The 15,367-nt window shown below is 73.1% G+C and carries 14 protein-coding genes and 1 pseudogene; 7 read left to right on the forward strand and 8 right to left on the reverse strand.

The window, feature by feature from the left end; all coding sequences use genetic code 11:
- Positions 1 to 28: 28 nt before the first annotated feature.
- The 3 genes from IE182_RS10515 to IE182_RS10525 form a co-directional block, all read right to left on the reverse strand.
- Positions 29 to 691, reverse strand: coding sequence for a lysophospholipid acyltransferase family protein (locus IE182_RS10515; protein WP_190109427.1), 663 nt, complete (start codon positions 689 to 691; stop codon positions 29 to 31).
- Positions 692 to 835: 144 nt separating this feature from the next.
- Positions 836 to 2,230, reverse strand: coding sequence for a DUF2252 domain-containing protein (locus IE182_RS10520; RefSeq protein ID WP_229844716.1), 1,395 nt, complete (start codon positions 2,228 to 2,230; stop codon positions 836 to 838).
- A 2-nt stretch (positions 2,231 to 2,232) separates the two neighbouring features.
- Positions 2,233 to 3,279, reverse strand: coding sequence for a hypothetical protein (locus IE182_RS10525; RefSeq protein WP_190109429.1), 1,047 nt, complete (start codon positions 3,277 to 3,279; stop codon positions 2,233 to 2,235).
- Positions 3,280 to 3,495: 216 nt separating this feature from the next.
- Here IE182_RS10525 and IE182_RS10530 point away from each other — a divergent pair, with 216 nt between their 5' ends.
- Positions 3,496 to 4,845, forward strand: a complete 1,350-nt coding sequence (locus IE182_RS10530) for a diacylglycerol/lipid kinase family protein (protein WP_190109468.1) — start codon at positions 3,496 to 3,498, stop codon at positions 4,843 to 4,845.
- Here the strand turns inward: IE182_RS10530 and IE182_RS10535 are convergent.
- Positions 4,828 to 5,319: a potassium channel family protein gene (locus IE182_RS10535; RefSeq protein WP_190109430.1), complete on the reverse strand. Its 492-nt coding sequence runs from the start codon at positions 5,317 to 5,319 to the stop codon at positions 4,828 to 4,830. The genes IE182_RS10530 and IE182_RS10535 overlap by 18 nt on opposite strands.
- On the reverse strand, positions 5,316 to 6,929 hold the full coding sequence (locus tag IE182_RS10540) for an MFS transporter (protein WP_190109431.1): 1,614 nt from the start codon (positions 6,927 to 6,929) through the stop codon (positions 5,316 to 5,318). The genes IE182_RS10535 and IE182_RS10540 overlap by 4 nt, the downstream gene beginning before the upstream one ends.
- Positions 6,930 to 7,225: 296 nt before the next feature.
- Here IE182_RS10540 and IE182_RS10545 point away from each other — a divergent pair, with 296 nt between their 5' ends.
- The 5 genes from IE182_RS10545 to IE182_RS10565 all read left to right on the forward strand — a co-directional run bounded on the left by IE182_RS10545 (position 7,226) and on the right by IE182_RS10565 (position 12,630).
- The gene (locus tag IE182_RS10545) at positions 7,226 to 9,907 is read left to right on the forward strand and encodes a winged helix-turn-helix domain-containing protein (RefSeq protein WP_190109432.1); all 2,682 of its coding nucleotides are present in this window, start codon (positions 7,226 to 7,228) and stop codon (positions 9,905 to 9,907) included.
- Between the two features lie 125 nt (positions 9,908 to 10,032).
- Positions 10,033 to 10,230 (forward strand): DUF8691 family protein, encoded by a 198-nt coding sequence (locus IE182_RS10550; protein ID WP_190109433.1) that lies wholly within the window; start codon positions 10,033 to 10,035, stop codon positions 10,228 to 10,230.
- 60 nt (positions 10,231 to 10,290) lie between these two features.
- A complete protein-coding gene (locus tag IE182_RS10555) occupies positions 10,291 to 11,622 on the forward strand; it encodes a hypothetical protein (protein WP_190109434.1) in 1,332 nt (443 codons plus the stop codon).
- A 115-nt stretch (positions 11,623 to 11,737) separates the two neighbouring features.
- Complete coding sequence (locus IE182_RS10560) at positions 11,738 to 12,154, forward strand: SHOCT domain-containing protein (protein ID WP_190109435.1); 417 nt, start codon at positions 11,738 to 11,740, stop codon at positions 12,152 to 12,154.
- 65 nt (positions 12,155 to 12,219) lie between these two features.
- Positions 12,220 to 12,630: a DUF7144 family membrane protein gene (locus IE182_RS10565; protein WP_190109436.1), complete on the forward strand. Its 411-nt coding sequence runs from the start codon at positions 12,220 to 12,222 to the stop codon at positions 12,628 to 12,630.
- Between the two features lie 112 nt (positions 12,631 to 12,742).
- On the opposite strand, the gene IE182_RS10570 is transcribed toward IE182_RS10565, so the two are convergent.
- Positions 12,743 to 12,922 carry a hypothetical protein gene (locus tag IE182_RS10570; protein WP_190109437.1) on the reverse strand — a complete coding sequence of 60 codons (180 nt, stop codon included), beginning with the start codon at positions 12,920 to 12,922 and terminating at the stop codon, positions 12,743 to 12,745.
- A gap of 155 nt (positions 12,923 to 13,077) precedes the next feature.
- On the opposite strand from IE182_RS10570, the gene IE182_RS10575 reads away from it, so the two are divergent.
- Positions 13,078 to 14,244, forward strand: coding sequence for a PP2C family protein-serine/threonine phosphatase (locus IE182_RS10575; RefSeq protein ID WP_190109438.1), 1,167 nt, complete (start codon positions 13,078 to 13,080; stop codon positions 14,242 to 14,244).
- A gap of 55 nt (positions 14,245 to 14,299) precedes the next feature.
- Here IE182_RS10575 and IE182_RS10580 read toward each other — a convergent pair whose 3' ends face one another.
- Together IE182_RS10580 and IE182_RS10585 are read right to left on the reverse strand one after the other, a co-directional pair.
- Positions 14,300 to 15,103 carry a class I SAM-dependent methyltransferase gene (locus IE182_RS10580; protein ID WP_190109439.1) on the reverse strand — a complete coding sequence of 268 codons (804 nt, stop codon included), beginning with the start codon at positions 15,101 to 15,103 and terminating at the stop codon, positions 14,300 to 14,302.
- Positions 15,104 to 15,197: 94 nt separating this feature from the next.
- Positions 15,198 to 15,367, reverse strand: a pseudogene (locus tag IE182_RS10585) (NAD-dependent malic enzyme); the annotation flags it as partial.

Here is a 15,367-nt window from a genome sequence, read left to right on the forward strand (position 1 = left end):
CCGGCGGGAGTGCACGGGAGTTCTGGGCTCACGCGTGACCGGCGAGGGGTTCTCCCTGGCGTCGGGCGGCGGTCTCCCAGGCGCGGGTGACCGCCTGGCGGGCATGCGCGGTGACCGCCGCCATGTCGCCCGCCACCTGCGTGCGGGCGCCCACGTGGACGTGCAGGCGGGGGCGGCGCAGCGGTGCGGTGGCGAGCCCGGCGAGCTGCTTGGTGCGCGAGCCGGAGACGATCCGGCGGGCGCCGGCCTGGCCCAGCGGGATCACGCCGGCACCGGTGGCCCGCACCAGCCGGGAAAGACCGCTGCGGAAGGGCCCGGGGGCCGCCTCGGCGGCGTCCTTGCGTTGCGGCAGGCGGCCCTCGCCGTAGATGAGGACGAGACGGCCCTCGTCGAGTGCGGCCGTGGCGGTGTCCAGCGCCTCGGCCGCGCGCCGGGTGCCGCGGTGCACGGGGATGTGCCCTTCCCGCTCCAGCAGTCGGCCGAGGGCCGGTATGCGCCACAGGCCGGCGGTGGCCATCACCACCGGGCGCACGCCGAGACGGTGCAGGGCGGCCAGGACGATCGCCGGGTCGGCGAGGGACGTGTGGTTCGCGACGATGACGCTCCCCGGTGCGAAGCCCGCTCCCGGGTCGGCCGTGACGGTGAGCCGGCCGAAGGCCGGTACGACGGTGGTCGCGATGCCGCTGAGCATGAACAGGTCCTCGGTCCTTGGGTCCGCCCGGATGTCGGTCGCCATTGTCGGGCGCCGGGGGCCCCGGGCACCTGAGTACGGCTACTCAGGCAGCGCCTGCTCGTGCGGCACGTACCGGCGGGCGTTCCGCGCCGCGTCGGCGTCTCAGGCGAGCCTGGCCTCGACGCGTCCACGGTGGACGGCCTCGGCGAGTGCCCGGAAGTCCTGCTCGTTCCGGTCGGCGTACGCCTCGGCGAACTCGGCCAGCGCCCGGTCGAAGACGTCCCCGCCGCCAAGGTACGAGGCGATGGCGATCCGGTCCCCGGAGCGGGCGTGCGCCCGGGCGAGCGCGGCGCCGCACAGTTCACCGAAGAGCTGCAGCTGGCCGGGCGACATGGTCTCCGGCCGTGCGCTGCCCTTCCAGTCGTGCAACTGGCGGACGTAGAAGTCGCGCTGTCGTCCGTCGATGCCCGTGACGCGCTCCCAGCCGAGGAAGATGTCGCTGGCCGCCTGCATCAGCCTCTGGCCGCAGACCACGCGCTGTCCTTCGTTGCCGTACGCGCTCGTGTGCACGTAGGGCGCGAGCACCGACGGGCCGGCCTCCTTGGCCTGCAGGAGCAGCGGATCGTCCTCGTCCCTGCCGAGCATCAGCACGACCCAGCAGCGGGTGCCCACACTGCCGACGCCCACGACCTTGCGTGCCGCGTCGACCATCCGGAACTGGTCCAGGAGGTGCCGGCGGTCGGCGGCGAGGGTGTGGCCGTAGCGCTCGACGAGCAGGCGCAGCCGTCCTTCGAGTTCGGCGCGTCCGACGTCCGCGAGCAGTTCCTCCAGCGGAACGATCAGGGGCGGGTCGGACGTGATCCGCCGTGTGCCGTCGACGACGGCGGTGAGCTTCTCGAACGCCTGCAGGTGGTCGCGCGTGCGCGCGGTCTCCAGGGCGTGCGACAGGCGGCGGCGCCCTCGCTTGTCCAGCCGGCCGGCGAACAGCACGCGCAGGCGCTCGACGTCGGTGTGCGCGTACCACACGTCGAGGTTGCGCATCCCGGCGAAGCCGCGCATCGCCTCACGGTAGGACTGCACGGCGGTGCGGACGACGCGTCGTCGTCGCTTCGCCGGGAAGGCGTTCTCGCGTCCCGCGACGGCCAGGCTCACGGCCAGGCGTTTGACGTCCCACTCCCACGGGCCGGGCAGGGTCTCGTCGAAGTCGTTGAGGTCGAAGACCAGGTGCCGCTCGGGCGAGGCGAAGAGGCCGAAGTTCAGCAGGTGGGCGTCTCCGCACAGCTGTGCCTCGATGCCCGTGCTGGGCTGGGTGCCCAGGTCCGCCGCCATGAGGGCCGCGGCCCCGCGGTAGAAGGAGAACGGCGACTGCAGCATCCTGCCGTAGCGGATCGGTACCAGCTCCGGCACGCGGTCCGCGGACTGCCCTTCGAGGACCTCCACCGGATCGGCCCGGTCGGCCGGGGGCTCGAACTCGGCGTGGGCCTTGCGCGGCACCCGGCCACGGGCCGCCCTGCCGAGCGCTGCTCGCTCCTCCGGGTCCGGACGTGCCTCGTGCATGGTCATGACCTCCTCCCGCCCCCGTCATCCGCCTCGTCATCTGCTGCGTCATCTGCTGCGTCACCGTGGACGCGACCGGTGACGCGTGACCGGTGGCGCACGAACCACAGACCCGCCACGAGCAGGGAGACCGCGACGAGGACGAACAGGCCGGTGCCCCAGAAGCCGCCGGCCAGCCGCACCCCCGCCAGGGCCACCACGGCGGCGGCCGCGAAGGGCGCCACCGCCAGCGCGCAGAACCGCAGGACGGTGGCGACACCGGCCACCCTGGGCACGTGGGCGAACCGCCGCCGGTGCCTGACCCGGTCCCCGACGGCGCCCGGGGTGTAGAACTGCACGGCCTTCGCCCCGAGCCGGAGGGTGTTCTGCCGGTACATCGCCGCGAGCGCGGGCACCCAGATCAGCGGCAGCACCCAGCCCACGACGAAGAGCGCCACGATCAGCGCCGTGGACGTCACCCGCTGGATCCTGCTGGGTTTCTCGCCGCTGCCGCCGCCCATGAGGCCGAGGAGCTCCGCCATTCTGATGACCAGGGACCAGCGGGTGCGCCGGGGAAGCCGTCCCCGTCCGCCCGGAGGGCTGCGCTTCACCCCGGTCAGGGCCTTGTCGGCCGCTTCGGTCGACGGGTACACGTCCTGCAGGACCAGCAGGTCGGCGACCCGTTGCTCGCTGCGGGGGTCGTGGCCGGCGAGGACGGCCAGTTCCAGCACCATCCGTGCCTGGGAGAGCAGGGCCGCGACGAAGCTCACGGGCATGAGGACCATGAACGGCCCTCCCAGCACGGCGCCGTCGGCGATGGTCATGCGCGTTCCGTGGGCGATGGCGTCGCCGCGGAGCTCGTCGGTTCCGGCGAGGGGCTTGCGCTGCCTCCGGCGGGCCACGGCGGCGTCGGCCCGGGGCCCGAACCGCCGCACGGCGAAGAAGGCCAGCTGCTCGGGCATGTGCTGCGGGTCGGCCCAGATCATCGGGAGCAGTGCCTGGGCCTGCACCGTCACCGACTCGTCCGGGCGGGCCGGGTGCCGCCCGCCGGTGGTGCGTCCGTCGTTCATCCGGGGCCTGCTCTCCTCGGCCGTCTCCTGCGGAGCCGTCTCCTGGTCTCCCGCGGTCTCCCGCCGTTCCCGTTGTCTCCCGCTGTTCCCGCGTCTCCCCAGTGTCGGGGCGCCGTGCGCGGAGCCCACCTCACCCGTTCCGTGTGATCGTGCCGGCCGCCCGGGGAGGCGACCATGGGCCCGGGAACACCGGTCGTCGGCCTCCGGGAGGTCTCCATGGGACGGGTTGCCGGCCGCGGACGCGCAGCACCGCGCTGGTGCGCGCGCCTGGCGTTCGCCGCGGCCGTCGCCGCGGCGCTGCTCCTGCCGTCCGTGGCCGGCATCAGCAGCCTGGCACTGGTGGGCCTGGGGCTGGCGGGAGTGGTGGTCTCGGTGGCGGCCGGGTGGTGGGCGCTGAGCCGTCGGGGCGTGGTGCGAGGTGCCGCCCTGGTGCTGGCGGTGGCCGCACCGGTGGCGGTGGTCGTGGCCTACGTCGCGGCGCGGCTGCTGTGGCTCGTCGTCCTCTGCGGGGCGTTGTGGGTGGCGGCGGCGGCCGCGGGCTGGGCGGCGCTGAGGGCGGACGCCGCCCCGGCCCCTGCCCCCGGCCGTCCGGCCCCGCCGCCCAAGTGCCCCTGTCTGCTGATGAACCCGCGATCGGGAGGCGGGAAGGTGGTGAAGTTCGGCCTGCGGGAGAGGGCGGAGGCGCTGGGTGCGCGGGTCGTCCTGCTCGATCGCGACCGTTTCCCCGACGTCGCCGCGCTGGCCCACGAGGCCGTGGACCGGGGCGCGGACCTGCTGGGGGTGGCCGGCGGGGACGGTACGCAGGCGCTGGTCGCGGGCGTGGCCGCCGAACGGGGCGTGCCGTTCGTGGTGATCCCGGCCGGCACGCGCAACCACTTCGCCCTGGACCTGGGGCTCGACCGGGACGACCCGTCGCGGAGTCTCGAAGCCCTGACCGACGGAGTGGAGTTCCGGGTGGACCTGGGGCGTGCGGGAGGCCGGGTCTTCGTCAACAACGCGTCGTTCGGCGCGTACGCGGAGGTCGTGCAGAGCCCGGCGTACCGCGACGACAAGGTGCGCACGGTGGTGAAGCTGCTGCCCGACGTCCTGACCCATCACCGCGGTCCCCGGTTGACGGTGACCGCCGGGACCGTCGGCGTGGACGCTCCGCAGGCCGTGCTGGTCAGCAACAACCCGTACCGGGTCGGCGACCGTGCGGGGCTGGGGCGGCGGGACCGGCTCGACGGCGGGGTGCTGGGTCTGGTCAGCGTCACGGCCGACAGCGCCGTCCAGGCGGCCGACCTGCTCCGCGGCCGGCACGCGCCCGGCCTGACCTCGCTGACCGTGCCCGAGGTCGTCGTGGGCGCCGACCTGCCGGAGGTGCGGGTCGGTATCGACGGTGAGGCGCAGACGCTTCCCGCTCCGGTGCGGTGCACGATCGAGCCGTCGGCCCTGCGGGTCCGGGTGCCCCGCAACCGCCCGGGTGTCCCGCCGGCGCGGCCGCGCCTCGACTGGCGGCGCCTGTGGCGGCTCGCCTTCACCGTGCGCCGGCGTCCCGCCGGCCCGGCCTCACCGGCCGTCGGCTGATCCGCGGGCGAGGGCGGACTGGACCGCGCCGACGACGACGTGGGCGGCGACGCCGACGAGCAGGATGTCGCCCACCATCTGCGCCATGGTGGCGATCCGTGCCGGTTCGGTGTGGGGGGTGATGTCGCCGAAGCCGACGGTGCTGAAGACCGTGAGGGTGAAGTACAGGGCGTCGGTCCTGCTGAGGGGCTCGGCGAAACTGCCCGGCCCGGACTGGTCCAGGAGGTAGTAGGTGGCCGCGAAGAGCAGCAGGAACAACGGCACGGTGGTCGCCAGTGCCTCGACGGCCCGCAGGCGGGGCCGGGAGGACCGCAGGATGGACCGGATCTGCCAGGTGAAGAGGGCCGCGACGGCGGCCAGCCCGAGGACGAGGCCCACGGCGGCGCTGCCCTCGAACCGTTTGTTCAACGGGAGCAGGTAGTAGACGAGGACGAGCGCGGTGGCGCCGGTGAGGGGACGGAGGACCGCGCTCATCCGCCCGCCACCCCCGTCGGCGCGGCCGGCTTTCCCCGCTTCACCAGCCGTTCGGCCGGCAGACGACGGGTGAACGGGAAGGCGAGGAGGGGGATGGCGGCCGCGGCCAGGATCGCGGCCTTGAGGCTGTTGAGCTGTGCGGCGGCGTACGAGTCCACGACCGCGTCCACCTCGTAGGACGGCAGCGCGGCGCGCTCGGCGGAGGCACGCACCTGATCGGTGCTCACGAAGCTGACGCCCGCCTCCATGGCGATGCCGGCCTGCTGCCGCACCTCATCGGAGATCTTCGGGTTGTTGCCGATCTGCGTGGTGAAGGCGTGGACCAGCGCGCCGATCAGCAGGGAGCCGATGAGCGCCGTGCCCAGGGACGAGCCGAGGTTCTGGGCGGTGTACTGCAGGCCCCCGGCCTCACTGCGTGCCTTCTCCCCGACGCTGGACTGCACGACGTTGCCCAGCTGGGAGGCGAGCAGCCCCATGCCCAGGCCGAGGACGGCCATCGCCAGGCCGAAGGAGAGGTCGTCGATCTGCGGTTCGATGGTGGACAGCAGCCAGACGGCCGCCACGAGGAGGACGAGCAGGCCGCATCGCACCACGGTGCGGGGCGTGGCGAACCGGGCGAGCAGCGGGCCGGTCATCGCGGACACCAGCATCGTCAGGGACACGGGCAGCAGCCGCAGTCCGGTCTGGAAGGCGTTGAGGCCCTGCACGACCTGCAGGTACAGCGGGATGACGAAGAACAGGCCGAGCAGGATCAGGTTCTGGCAGAGCAGCATGGTCAGGCCGGCCCGCAGCGGCGGCACGGCGAACAACGACAGGTCCACCAGGGGTTCGCGCTCCCGTGCCTGCTGTCGGCGTTCCCAGACGCAGAACGACCACAGCAGAGCGGCTCCCGCCGCGATGACGAACAGGGTCGGGGAGAAGCCGAAGACGGTGAAGGGCGGGTTGCGGGGCTTGAGCCACCCCCAGGAGCTGCTCTGCAGGACGCCCAGGACGACGAGGGCGAGCCCGGCCGCGGACAGCACGACGCCTCCGGCGTCCAGTTGGGTCCTGGGGCCGGGCGGGACGTCCGGAACCCACCGGATGGCGCACAGCATGGCGATGACGAGCACGACCTCGCCGGCGAAGACCAGCCGCCAGGTCAGGTAGGTCGTCACCCACCCGCCGAGCAGCGGCCCCACCGCGATGCCGGCGCCGGAGAGCCCTCCGATGACGCCGTAGGCGACCGACCGGTCCCGGCCGCGGTACGCACCGGCGACGAGCGCCGCCAGCGCGGGGAGGACGAGGGTGGCGCCGAGTCCCTCGATCGCCGACCAGCCGAGGGCCAGCACCCACAGCGAGGGGGCCAGGGACGTGATGGCCGACCCGACGCCGTACACGACCAGCCCGACGGCGAAGGTCCGGCGACGCCCGAGGGCGTCGCCCAGCTTCCCGCCCGTGACCATGAAGGCCGCCATGACCAGGGTGTAGAAGGTGATGACGCCCTGGATCGCGGTGACTTCGGTGTCGAAGTCCTCGACCAGCTGGCTGATCGACACGTTCATGACGGACGTGTCGAGCACCATCAGGAACTGGGCCGTCCCGAGGACGATCAGGGGCCGCCATCGTTTCACGCCTGCACCTCTCCACGTGCCGGTGCGCCTCGGCGGTGCGCGAGCGGCCGCATGATCGCACCCTAGAGGCGCACGGGAACCGGCCGGTGTCATTGGCGGCGGGCGTGTCGTCGGCCGGGGGCGTGTCGTCCGGGCCCTCAGCGGAGACGAACCGGCACCGTGTGCGATCACCCGCTGGAGGTGATGGAGTGGGAGACGGGCGGTTTCACGAGAACGGCCCGGGCGGTCCGGCTCCGCACCGTGGAGCGAGCGCTGCGGGGGCCGGGGCCGCAGTTCCCTGCCACGGTGGTGATCGGATGCCTCCGACCGGACTCCTGCTTCCCGGGGACGGCCACCGGACGCGGCTGGCCTGGTCCGGTGACCCCCTGCTGGACGCCAAGCTCTCCGTACCCGTTGCGCTGCGGACCCACGTGCCCAGGAAGCGGCTGCTGGACAGGCTCGGCGAAGGCGCCGGGAGCGGGCCGCTGACGCTGCTCACCGGTCCGGCGGGATCGGGGAAGACGAGCCTGGCCGCGTCCTGGACGCGCTCCGGCGCACCGCCCGGGCCGGTGGCCTGGCTGACGCTCGACGCCCACGACAGCGCGCCGGGCGTCTTCTGGAGCTACGTGGTCGAAGCCCTGCGGCGTGCCCTCCCCCGGCTGCCCGAGGGGATCCGCATGCCCGGCTGCCCCGGCAGCGTCGGCGCGTCCTTGCTGACGCGGCTCGCCGCTGCGACGGAGCAGCTGCCCGAGCCCGTGGTCCTGGTGCTCGACGGCTTCGAGAAGGTGGCGGGCCGGCGCGTGCCGGCCGGCCTGGAATTCCTCCTCGCCCACGCCGGTCCCCGGTTGCGACTGGTCGTGGCCGGGCGGGCGGACCCCCTGCTGCCGCTGCACCGCTACCGTGCCGAGGACCGGCTGACGGAAATCCGTGGGGCCGACCTCGCCTTCACCCCGCACGAGACGGCCGTGCTGCTGCGCCGGCACGACCTCACGCCGGGGGACGACGTCGTCCGCGCCCTCACGCAGCACACCGAGGGCTGGGCCGCCGGGCTGCGCCTGTGCGCCCTGGCCATGCGGCGGACCGGCGATCCCGCCGGCTTCACCCGGTCCTTCACCACCTCCGAACAGGCCGTCTCCGACTACCTGCTCACCGAGGTGCTCGACGCGCAGCCCGCCGCCGACAGGGAGCTGCTGCTGCGCACCAGCGTGCTCGACCGTATCCATCCGGACCTCGCGAACGTGCTGACCGGACGCCGGGACGCCGAGGCGGTGCTGGCACGGCTGGCCCGCGAGAACGCCTTCGTCGAGCCGGTCCCCGGCACGGCCTGGTGCCGCGTCCACCCGCTGTTCGCCCAGGTGCTCCGGACCCGGCTGCGGATGCGGCACCCCGGCCTCGTCCCCCGGCTCCACGCCCGTGCCGCCCACTGGCTGGCCGACGCCGGACACACCACCGAGGCGATCGAGCATGCGGCGGAGGCCGGGAACTGGTCCTACGGCGCCTCCGAGGCCGTCCACCGGCTGCTGGCCGCAGCCATTCCGGCCGGACCGCGAACCGACCGCATCGAACAGACGTTTACGTCGATGCCGGGCACCGTGCCGGGAGCGGAGCCCGCGCTGGTGGCGGCCGCGTGCCGGCTGGCGCAGCACGACCGGGCAGGATGCGGCAGGCACCTCGCCGAGGCCGGAGAACACCTGCGTCTCCGGGAGCCCGAGCCGGAGCCCGCGGTCCTGCTCACCCACGCGCTGCTGCGTCTGCTGTGCGATCCGCACGGCGACGTCCCGTCCCCGGAAACGGCCGCGGAATGGGCCGCCGCCGCTGCGGAACTGATGCGGAAGCTGCCGGCCGAGCGGCTTCGGGAGCGCCCCGAGATCGAGCCCCTGCGGCTGCAGGGGCTCGCCCGGGCGTACCTGGCCGGGGGGCGCCTCGCCGAGGCCCGCCGCGCCTTCGCGGAGGCCGCCGACGCCTGCACTGCGGACGAGACCCTTCTGATCCGGCACGCGTGCCTCGGAGCGCTCGCCCTGGCCGAGAGCGCCGAGGGCGTCCTGGCCTCGGCGGAGGACCACGCGCTCCGCTCGCTGACGATCGCCGACCAGCACGGGGTCGTCCCGGATCACCGGTCCGGAGCCGGTTACCTGGCCCTGGCCACCGTGGCGTTCGAACAGGGCGACGACGAAGCCACCGGACGGCGCCTGGACGAGGCGGCAGCCTGCCCCGATACCGCAGCGGACCTCGTGCTGAGCACCGAGAGCTGCATTCTGCGCTCCCGCCTGGAGCTGACGCGGGGCCGCTGGGAGGCGGCCCTCACGGCCCTCACGCCCCTCCCCCACCACAAGCCGGCCGGCGCCGGGCCCTGGCCGGGCCGGCGCCTCGCACTCGCCCGCGCCGGCATCGCGCTGGCCAGGGGGGATCACCAGGCCGCCGTCACCGCTCTGCACGACACCGACGGCGACGGCCCGGCGCCCCTCGTCGCCCTGGCCCGCGCCCACACGGCCGCCGGCCGCACCGGACGCGCGCGACGGCTTCTGGCGCACGCGAGCCGCTCGGCGGAGCTGGGCCTTGCGGACCACGTCGGCATCCAGCTGCTGGGCGCCCATGCGGCGGTGCTGGACGGTCACCCGGAGACCGCCCGTCGCCTGCTCGGGCAGGCGCTGGACACGGCCCGGCCCGAGCGGTTGCGCCGTCCCTTCGTCGATGCCGGTCCGTGGCTGCGGCACCTGCTGAACGAGCCGGACGGCGCCGGACCCGCACCGTCCGCAAGCGCCTGGCTCACCGCCCGGGCGGACGGGGCCGGCGTTCCGGGCGTGGTCCAGCCCCTCAGCAGCCGTGAACGCGACGTCCTCGTGGGCGTGCAGCGGATGATGTCCGCCGACGAGATCGCCGCAGAGCTCAATCTCTCCGTGAACACCGTGAAGACCCATCTGAAGAGCGTCTACCGCAAGCTCTGCGTCACCCGGCGACGTGATGCCGTGGAACGGGCCAAGGCGCTGCACATTCTCTGAGGCCGTCGTGGCCGTCGTGGCCGCCGGGCGGCATTTCCCACCTGTTGCGGGTGGTGCCGGATGCCGCGGGGCCCGCGCAGTCTGTTGCCCGTAAAGACGTTCCCGACCCGGGATCGGAACGGGACATGCGCTACGAATTCCGCGTGACCGGCAGCGTCTCCCGGCTGCTCGAAGAGGCGTTCCCGGAGCTGAGAACAGAGCCGGCGCCCCGGCAGACGCTGTTCTTCGGCACGGTCATGGACGAGGCCCATCTGTACGGGCTCCTCGCCCGCTTCCAGGACCTCGGACTGCGGGTCGAGGAAATGCGCCGACTACCGGAATGACCGCGCCTTCGGAGTACCTCCCCCGGCACGAGGGGAGCCCGGCCGAGAAGGGAGCAGGACATGAGCCCGTCCGGTGCCGTCCCCCAGGGCCCCGGCCCTCCGGCGGACGACCACGCACTGACCCCCGACGAGCGCAACGACTACGCGCGCCTGCGGAACCGCGAGGCCATGCGCCACCGGAAGCTGCGGTATGCGGCGACGTCCGTGCTGCTCGTCCTCGCGTTCGTCCTCTCGCCGCTCGCCGTGGTGGCCACCTGGGCCGACAGCCAGGTCTCGGACACCGACCGCTACGTCCAGACCGTCGCCCCCCTGGCCAGGGAGCCGGCGGTGCAGAACGCCGTGACCGACCGGCTCACCCACCGGGTCGTCGACAACGTCGACGTCAACGGCATCACGGACGCCCTCAGCAACGCCCTCAGCAAGGCCGGCGCCCCACCGGGCGTGGTGGACAAGTCGCACCTCCTCGCCGGCCCGCTGAAGAACGCGCTCACCACGGCCGTCCACGACGTGGTCGGGAAGGTCGTGAGGAGCGACCAGTTCGCGCAGCTGTGGGACGACGCGAACCGGCGGGCGCACGCCGCCCTCGTCAAGACCCTCACCGGTGAGGGGAACAGCGCCGTGCAGGCCAAGGGCGACGCCGTCGTCCTGGACCTCGGTACCGTCGTGGACAAGGTCAAGCAGAAGCTGGTCGACGAGGGCTACGAGAAGGCCGCGAACATCCCCGACGTCGACAAGAGCATCACGCTCTTCCAGACCGACAAGCTGGACGACGCCCAGAGCGGCATGCGTCTGCTCTCCGTGCTCGGCACCTGGCTTCCCGTGACCGTCATCGCCCTGGCCGCCCTCGCCGTGTGGGCGGCGCCCTCGCACAGGGTCGCCCTCATCTGTGCAGCCGTCGGCATCGCCGTCATGATGGTGGTGCTCCTCGTGGGACTCGTCGTGGCACGGCGGATCTATCTGGACTCCGTCCCGCCCACGGCCCTGCCCACGGACGCGGCCACCGCGGTCTACGACACCTTCGTGCGCTTCCTGCGCAACGGCACGCGCACGGTCCTCGTCACGGCCGTCGTCGTCGCGCTGGCCGGATACCTCTACGGTCCCGGACGCGGCGCCCGCTTCGTCCGCTCGGTCACCGGCCGGGCCACCGGGGCCACCGGCCGGGCCATGGCCCGCTCCGGCCTGCGCACCGGCGCCACCGGTCACTGGCTGGAGACCCATCGCAGCTGGACGACCGGCATCGTCATCGCGGCCGCGGCCGTGACCCTGATGCTCTGGAACTACCCCACCGTCGCGTGCGTGGCGCTGGTCCTCGGCATCACCCTCCTCGTCCTGGCCGTCCTCGCGGTCCTCGGCGCCGCCTCCACCACGGACCGTGCGGCACCCCGGCCGTGAGGCCGGGGCCGGGCCGGCCCTCGTCGATCACCCACTGCGTGTGAGGTTGCGCGGTCACCGCGCACGCACGATGGGACTGCAGAAAGCAGAAGCTGCCACGAAGAAGGCGGACGACATGAGCGGATCCCTCCCCCTGGCCTACGACTACCCCCTGCTCGGTGCGTTCTGGACCATACTCTGGATATTGCTGTGGGTGTTGTGGGTCATCCTGCTGTTCCGGGTGATCGGCGACATCTTCCGCGACGACGCCCTGAGCGGCTGGGCCAAGGCCGGCTGGCTCCTCTTCACCATCCTGCTGCCCTTCCTCGGTGTCTTCGTCTACGTCCTCGTCAGGGGCCGCAGCATGGGGGCGCGGGAACGCCGGCACATGCAGGTCCAACAGCAGGCGTTCGATCAGTACATCCGTGACACGGCCGGCGGCACGGGCCAGCGGAGTGCGGCGGACGAACTCATGAAGCTGTCCGAGGTACGCGCCAGAGGCGACATCTCGGAGGAAGAATTCCAGCGGGCGAAGGAGAAGATCCTGCACTGAGAAACACCGGACGGACTCCCAGCCAGAGCCTCACAGGACAACGAGGCGCAGGACAAAGGAGAGGAATGATGTCGTCCTCACTGCACCCCCACTCCGAGAAGACCGCGGCGGCAGCCGCCGGGCTGACCGTCTTCGCAGCCGTGATGCTGCTGATCACGGGATTCCTGGACATCTTCCGGGGTATCTCGGCCATAGTCCGCGACGCGGTGTACGTCAGCACACCCGACTACATCTACAAATTCAGCGTGGCGGGCTGGGGCTGGGTACACCTCTTCCTCGGAATCGCAGCCCTCATGGTGGGCATCGGCCTCTTCAAGGTCTCCACTTGGGCGAGAGTGCTGGGCATAGCCATCGCGGCACTCCTGCTGATCGCCAACTTCCTCTTCATCCCCTACTACCCGGTGTGGTCGATCATCGTCATAGCCCTGTGCGCCTTCGTCATCTGGGCCCTGTGCGTCGTCCGCCACGACGAGTGACGCGCACGACGGGTGTCACGCCCTCCCCTCCGGCGTGGTCCGCCCTCCGGTGGATGCCGGGACCGGACCGCGCCGGAGATCACGCCGTGACCGCAAGGGGGCGGCGTCCGGTTCAGGGAGGCGACTCCCCGCGGTGGCCCCATCCGAGAACGCCCGGCTCGGGCGGGTGCTTGTAGACCTCGTCCGCCGTCTTCTCCCGGTCCTTGCCGGACTGGGCCGCCTTCTGCTGCTCTTCGCGCTCGTGCTCGGCGGCACGCGCTTCCCTGTGCTTCCTTCGTGGCAACCCGACCATGACGGATCCCCATCTCTCGCATCGGTGGAATATCGGTGAATGCAGCCTCCCTTTCAGGTTCACACGGGGACACGCAGCACGCATGAGCGCGGGCAACGACCGGATGCCCGGAGCAACGAGTGGAACCCGGGGGATACACGGAGGAGCCTGGAGACATGGGGTCGCTCCTGCGCCCGGCTCCCCGCACGGGGCCGAGCGCCCACCACGGGGGCCTCTTCCGGCTGGGGCAGTGCGTGCCGTTCGCCATCGCCGTGCTGGTGGTGGTCATCGAGCTCACGCCCGCCCACTTCCTGTACACCGGCCCCCTCCTCACGGCGACGCCCGCGCTGGCGGCGGTGACGATGGGCCCCCGGGGCACCCTCGCGGCCGTCGCCGTCGCCGTGGCCGTCGGCGTGACCACCGCCACCTACAACGACGCCTGGGGCACCCAGCAGGTCTACACCAACTTCCTCGCCCTCTTCCTGGTGTCCCTGGCCGGCTACACGGCGAGCAGCGCCGTGCAGACGCGCCGGCAGAGCGAGCTGGACCAGGTCCGCCGGATCGCCGAGGCGGCACAAGAGGTCATCCTGCGCCCCGCACCCGCACGGCTGGGCACGCTCCGGGCCGCCGGCATGTACCTCGCGGCCGAGGAGGGGGCGCAGATCGGCGGCGACCTGTACGAGGTCCTGGAGACCAGGTACGGGGTCCGGATGATCGTGGGTGACGTCCGGGGCAAGGGGCTGCCGGCCGTACGGGCGGCCGCGGCGGTGCTGGGCGCCTTCCGCGAGGCCGCGCAGTACGAGGAGGACCTCGTGGAGGTGATGAACCACTGCACGGCCGCGCTGCACCGGGAGACCGCCGTACCGGGGGCGTTCGACCAGGTCGCCCTGCTGGAGGGGTTCGTCACCGCTCTGGTGGCCCAGGTGCCGGACGGCAGCCACGTGGTCGAGGTGCTCAACCGCGGCCACCCGTCCCCGCTGGTGCTGCGCCGGGGCGCGGTTCACGCCCTGGTCCCGGCCGAGACCCTGCCGCCCCTGTGGCTGGAGGACTTCGCCGCGGGCCTCCCGTCCGCGGCGGAGCGTCACCCGTTCGCACCCGGCGACCGCCTGCTGCTCTACACCGACGGCGTGATCGAGGCCCGCGACCGTGACGACGCGTTCTTCCCCCTGCCCGAGGCCATGGAAGAGGCCGCCAGGAAGGAGACCGCCGCAGGGCCGTGTTCCGGAGCCCCCCGGGACTTCCTGGAGCACCTGCACACGGCACTGCTCGGGCACACGGGGGGCCACTTGACGGACGATGCGGCGATGCTCCTCATCGAGCGGGCCGACGAGGAACAGGCGTAGGCGCGGCCGTGCCGTCGGGGACGGGGCCACGGACCCCGCGCGCCCGGTCCGGGCGCTACGCGCCCTTCGTGCGTGCCAGGAACAGGCTCGTGACCACGCGCACCGTCCCGCCGCCCGCGTCCCCCACGAGGCGTGCCATGTCCGCGAAGAGGGGTTCCCGCACCGTCTGCCCGATCACCCTGTAGCCGGCGTACGAGGCCAGCAGGTCGACGATCCCGGATCCCGGGCGTTCGTGCCGGGTCTCGTACAGGCGGTGGTCCAGATCGGTGAAGCCGCCGTCCGCCTCCATCTCCCGCCACTGCCGGGCCTCGAAGTCGCCATGAGCCGGGCGTGGGCGAGGGTCGAGGAGGGTGTGCTCGGGGACGTCCACGCCGTGCCGGGCGTGGGCGGCGGTCAGCCGGTGCGCCAGCTGCCCGTCGTCCAGGAACCAGTGGTTCCAGAAGAGGGCGAGGGCACCTCCGGGCCGCAGTGCGGCCCTCGCCCGTGTCCAGCGCACCGCCGGGTCGACCCAGTGCCATGCCTGCGCGCAGTACAGCAGGCCGTACTGCCGTCCGTCCGGGTTCCACGTCTCGAAGTCGGCGACCTCGACGGCGACTCCCGGTGTTCCCGCACAGGTGCGGCGCAGGACCCGGGCCATGCGTGCGTCCGGTTCGACGCACGTCACGGGTATGCCGCGCGTCGCGAAGGCCCGCGTGGCCTTTCCGGTGCCGGCGCCGACCTCCAGGGCCGGTGCGCCGGCCGGGGCGGCGAAGTCCAGGACGTCGTCGATCAGTTGCCCCGGATAGCCGGGCCGGGCCGCGTCGTACTGATCGGCGTCGTCGCCGAAGGCGTGCCGGCGTTCCCCGGTCCCGTCCGTCATGGATCCACGGTACGCGGCACCGTCCACCGGGCGGGCCGGTACCGGCCCCTCGACCCGGTGAACGTCACGGCGGCCCGCCCGTCAGGCCGTCACCTCAGGCGTGCGGCGAACGGTCCGCCGCGGCTCCGGCCCCCGCGGCCAGGGCGGCCCGCTTCACCGCGTCTGCGACCGCGGTCGTGGCCTTCGGGTTGAAGACGCTGGGGATGATGTAGTTCGCGTTGAGCTCGTCCTCGGCGACCACGTCGGCGAGCGCGCGGGCCGCCG

Source organism: Streptomyces cinnamoneus (assembly GCF_014650495.1).
Classification (GTDB): Bacteria; Actinomycetota; Actinomycetes; order Streptomycetales; family Streptomycetaceae; genus Streptomyces; species Streptomyces cinnamoneus.

Excerpts from the sequence above, each read along its gene's own strand:
- IE182_RS10525 (WP_190109429.1), bottom strand. The coding sequence starts at position 3,279 with ATGAACGACGGACGCACCACCGGCGGGCGGCACCCGGCCCGCCCGGAC.
- IE182_RS10565 (WP_190109436.1), top strand. The coding sequence starts at position 12,220 with ATGATGTCGTCCTCACTGCACCCCCACTCCGAGAAGACCGCGGCGGCA.
- IE182_RS10560 (WP_190109435.1), top strand. The coding sequence starts at position 11,738 with ATGAGCGGATCCCTCCCCCTGGCCTACGACTACCCCCTGCTCGGTGCG.
- IE182_RS10520 (WP_229844716.1), bottom strand. The coding sequence starts at position 2,230 with ATGCACGAGGCACGTCCGGACCCGGAGGAGCGAGCAGCGCTCGGCAGG.
- IE182_RS10570 (WP_190109437.1), bottom strand. The coding sequence starts at position 12,922 with ATGGTCGGGTTGCCACGAAGGAAGCACAGGGAAGCGCGTGCCGCCGAG.
- IE182_RS10530 (WP_190109468.1), top strand. The coding sequence starts at position 3,496 with ATGGGACGGGTTGCCGGCCGCGGACGCGCAGCACCGCGCTGGTGCGCG.
- IE182_RS10555 (WP_190109434.1), top strand. The coding sequence starts at position 10,291 with ATGAGCCCGTCCGGTGCCGTCCCCCAGGGCCCCGGCCCTCCGGCGGAC.
- IE182_RS10545 (WP_190109432.1), top strand. The coding sequence starts at position 7,226 with ATGCCTCCGACCGGACTCCTGCTTCCCGGGGACGGCCACCGGACGCGG.
- IE182_RS10580 (WP_190109439.1), bottom strand. The coding sequence starts at position 15,103 with ATGACGGACGGGACCGGGGAACGCCGGCACGCCTTCGGCGACGACGCC.
- IE182_RS10575 (WP_190109438.1), top strand. The coding sequence starts at position 13,078 with ATGGGGTCGCTCCTGCGCCCGGCTCCCCGCACGGGGCCGAGCGCCCAC.
- IE182_RS10550 (WP_190109433.1), top strand. The coding sequence starts at position 10,033 with ATGCGCTACGAATTCCGCGTGACCGGCAGCGTCTCCCGGCTGCTCGAA.
- IE182_RS10535 (WP_190109430.1), bottom strand. The coding sequence starts at position 5,319 with ATGAGCGCGGTCCTCCGTCCCCTCACCGGCGCCACCGCGCTCGTCCTC.
- IE182_RS10515 (WP_190109427.1), bottom strand. The coding sequence starts at position 691 with ATGCTCAGCGGCATCGCGACCACCGTCGTACCGGCCTTCGGCCGGCTC.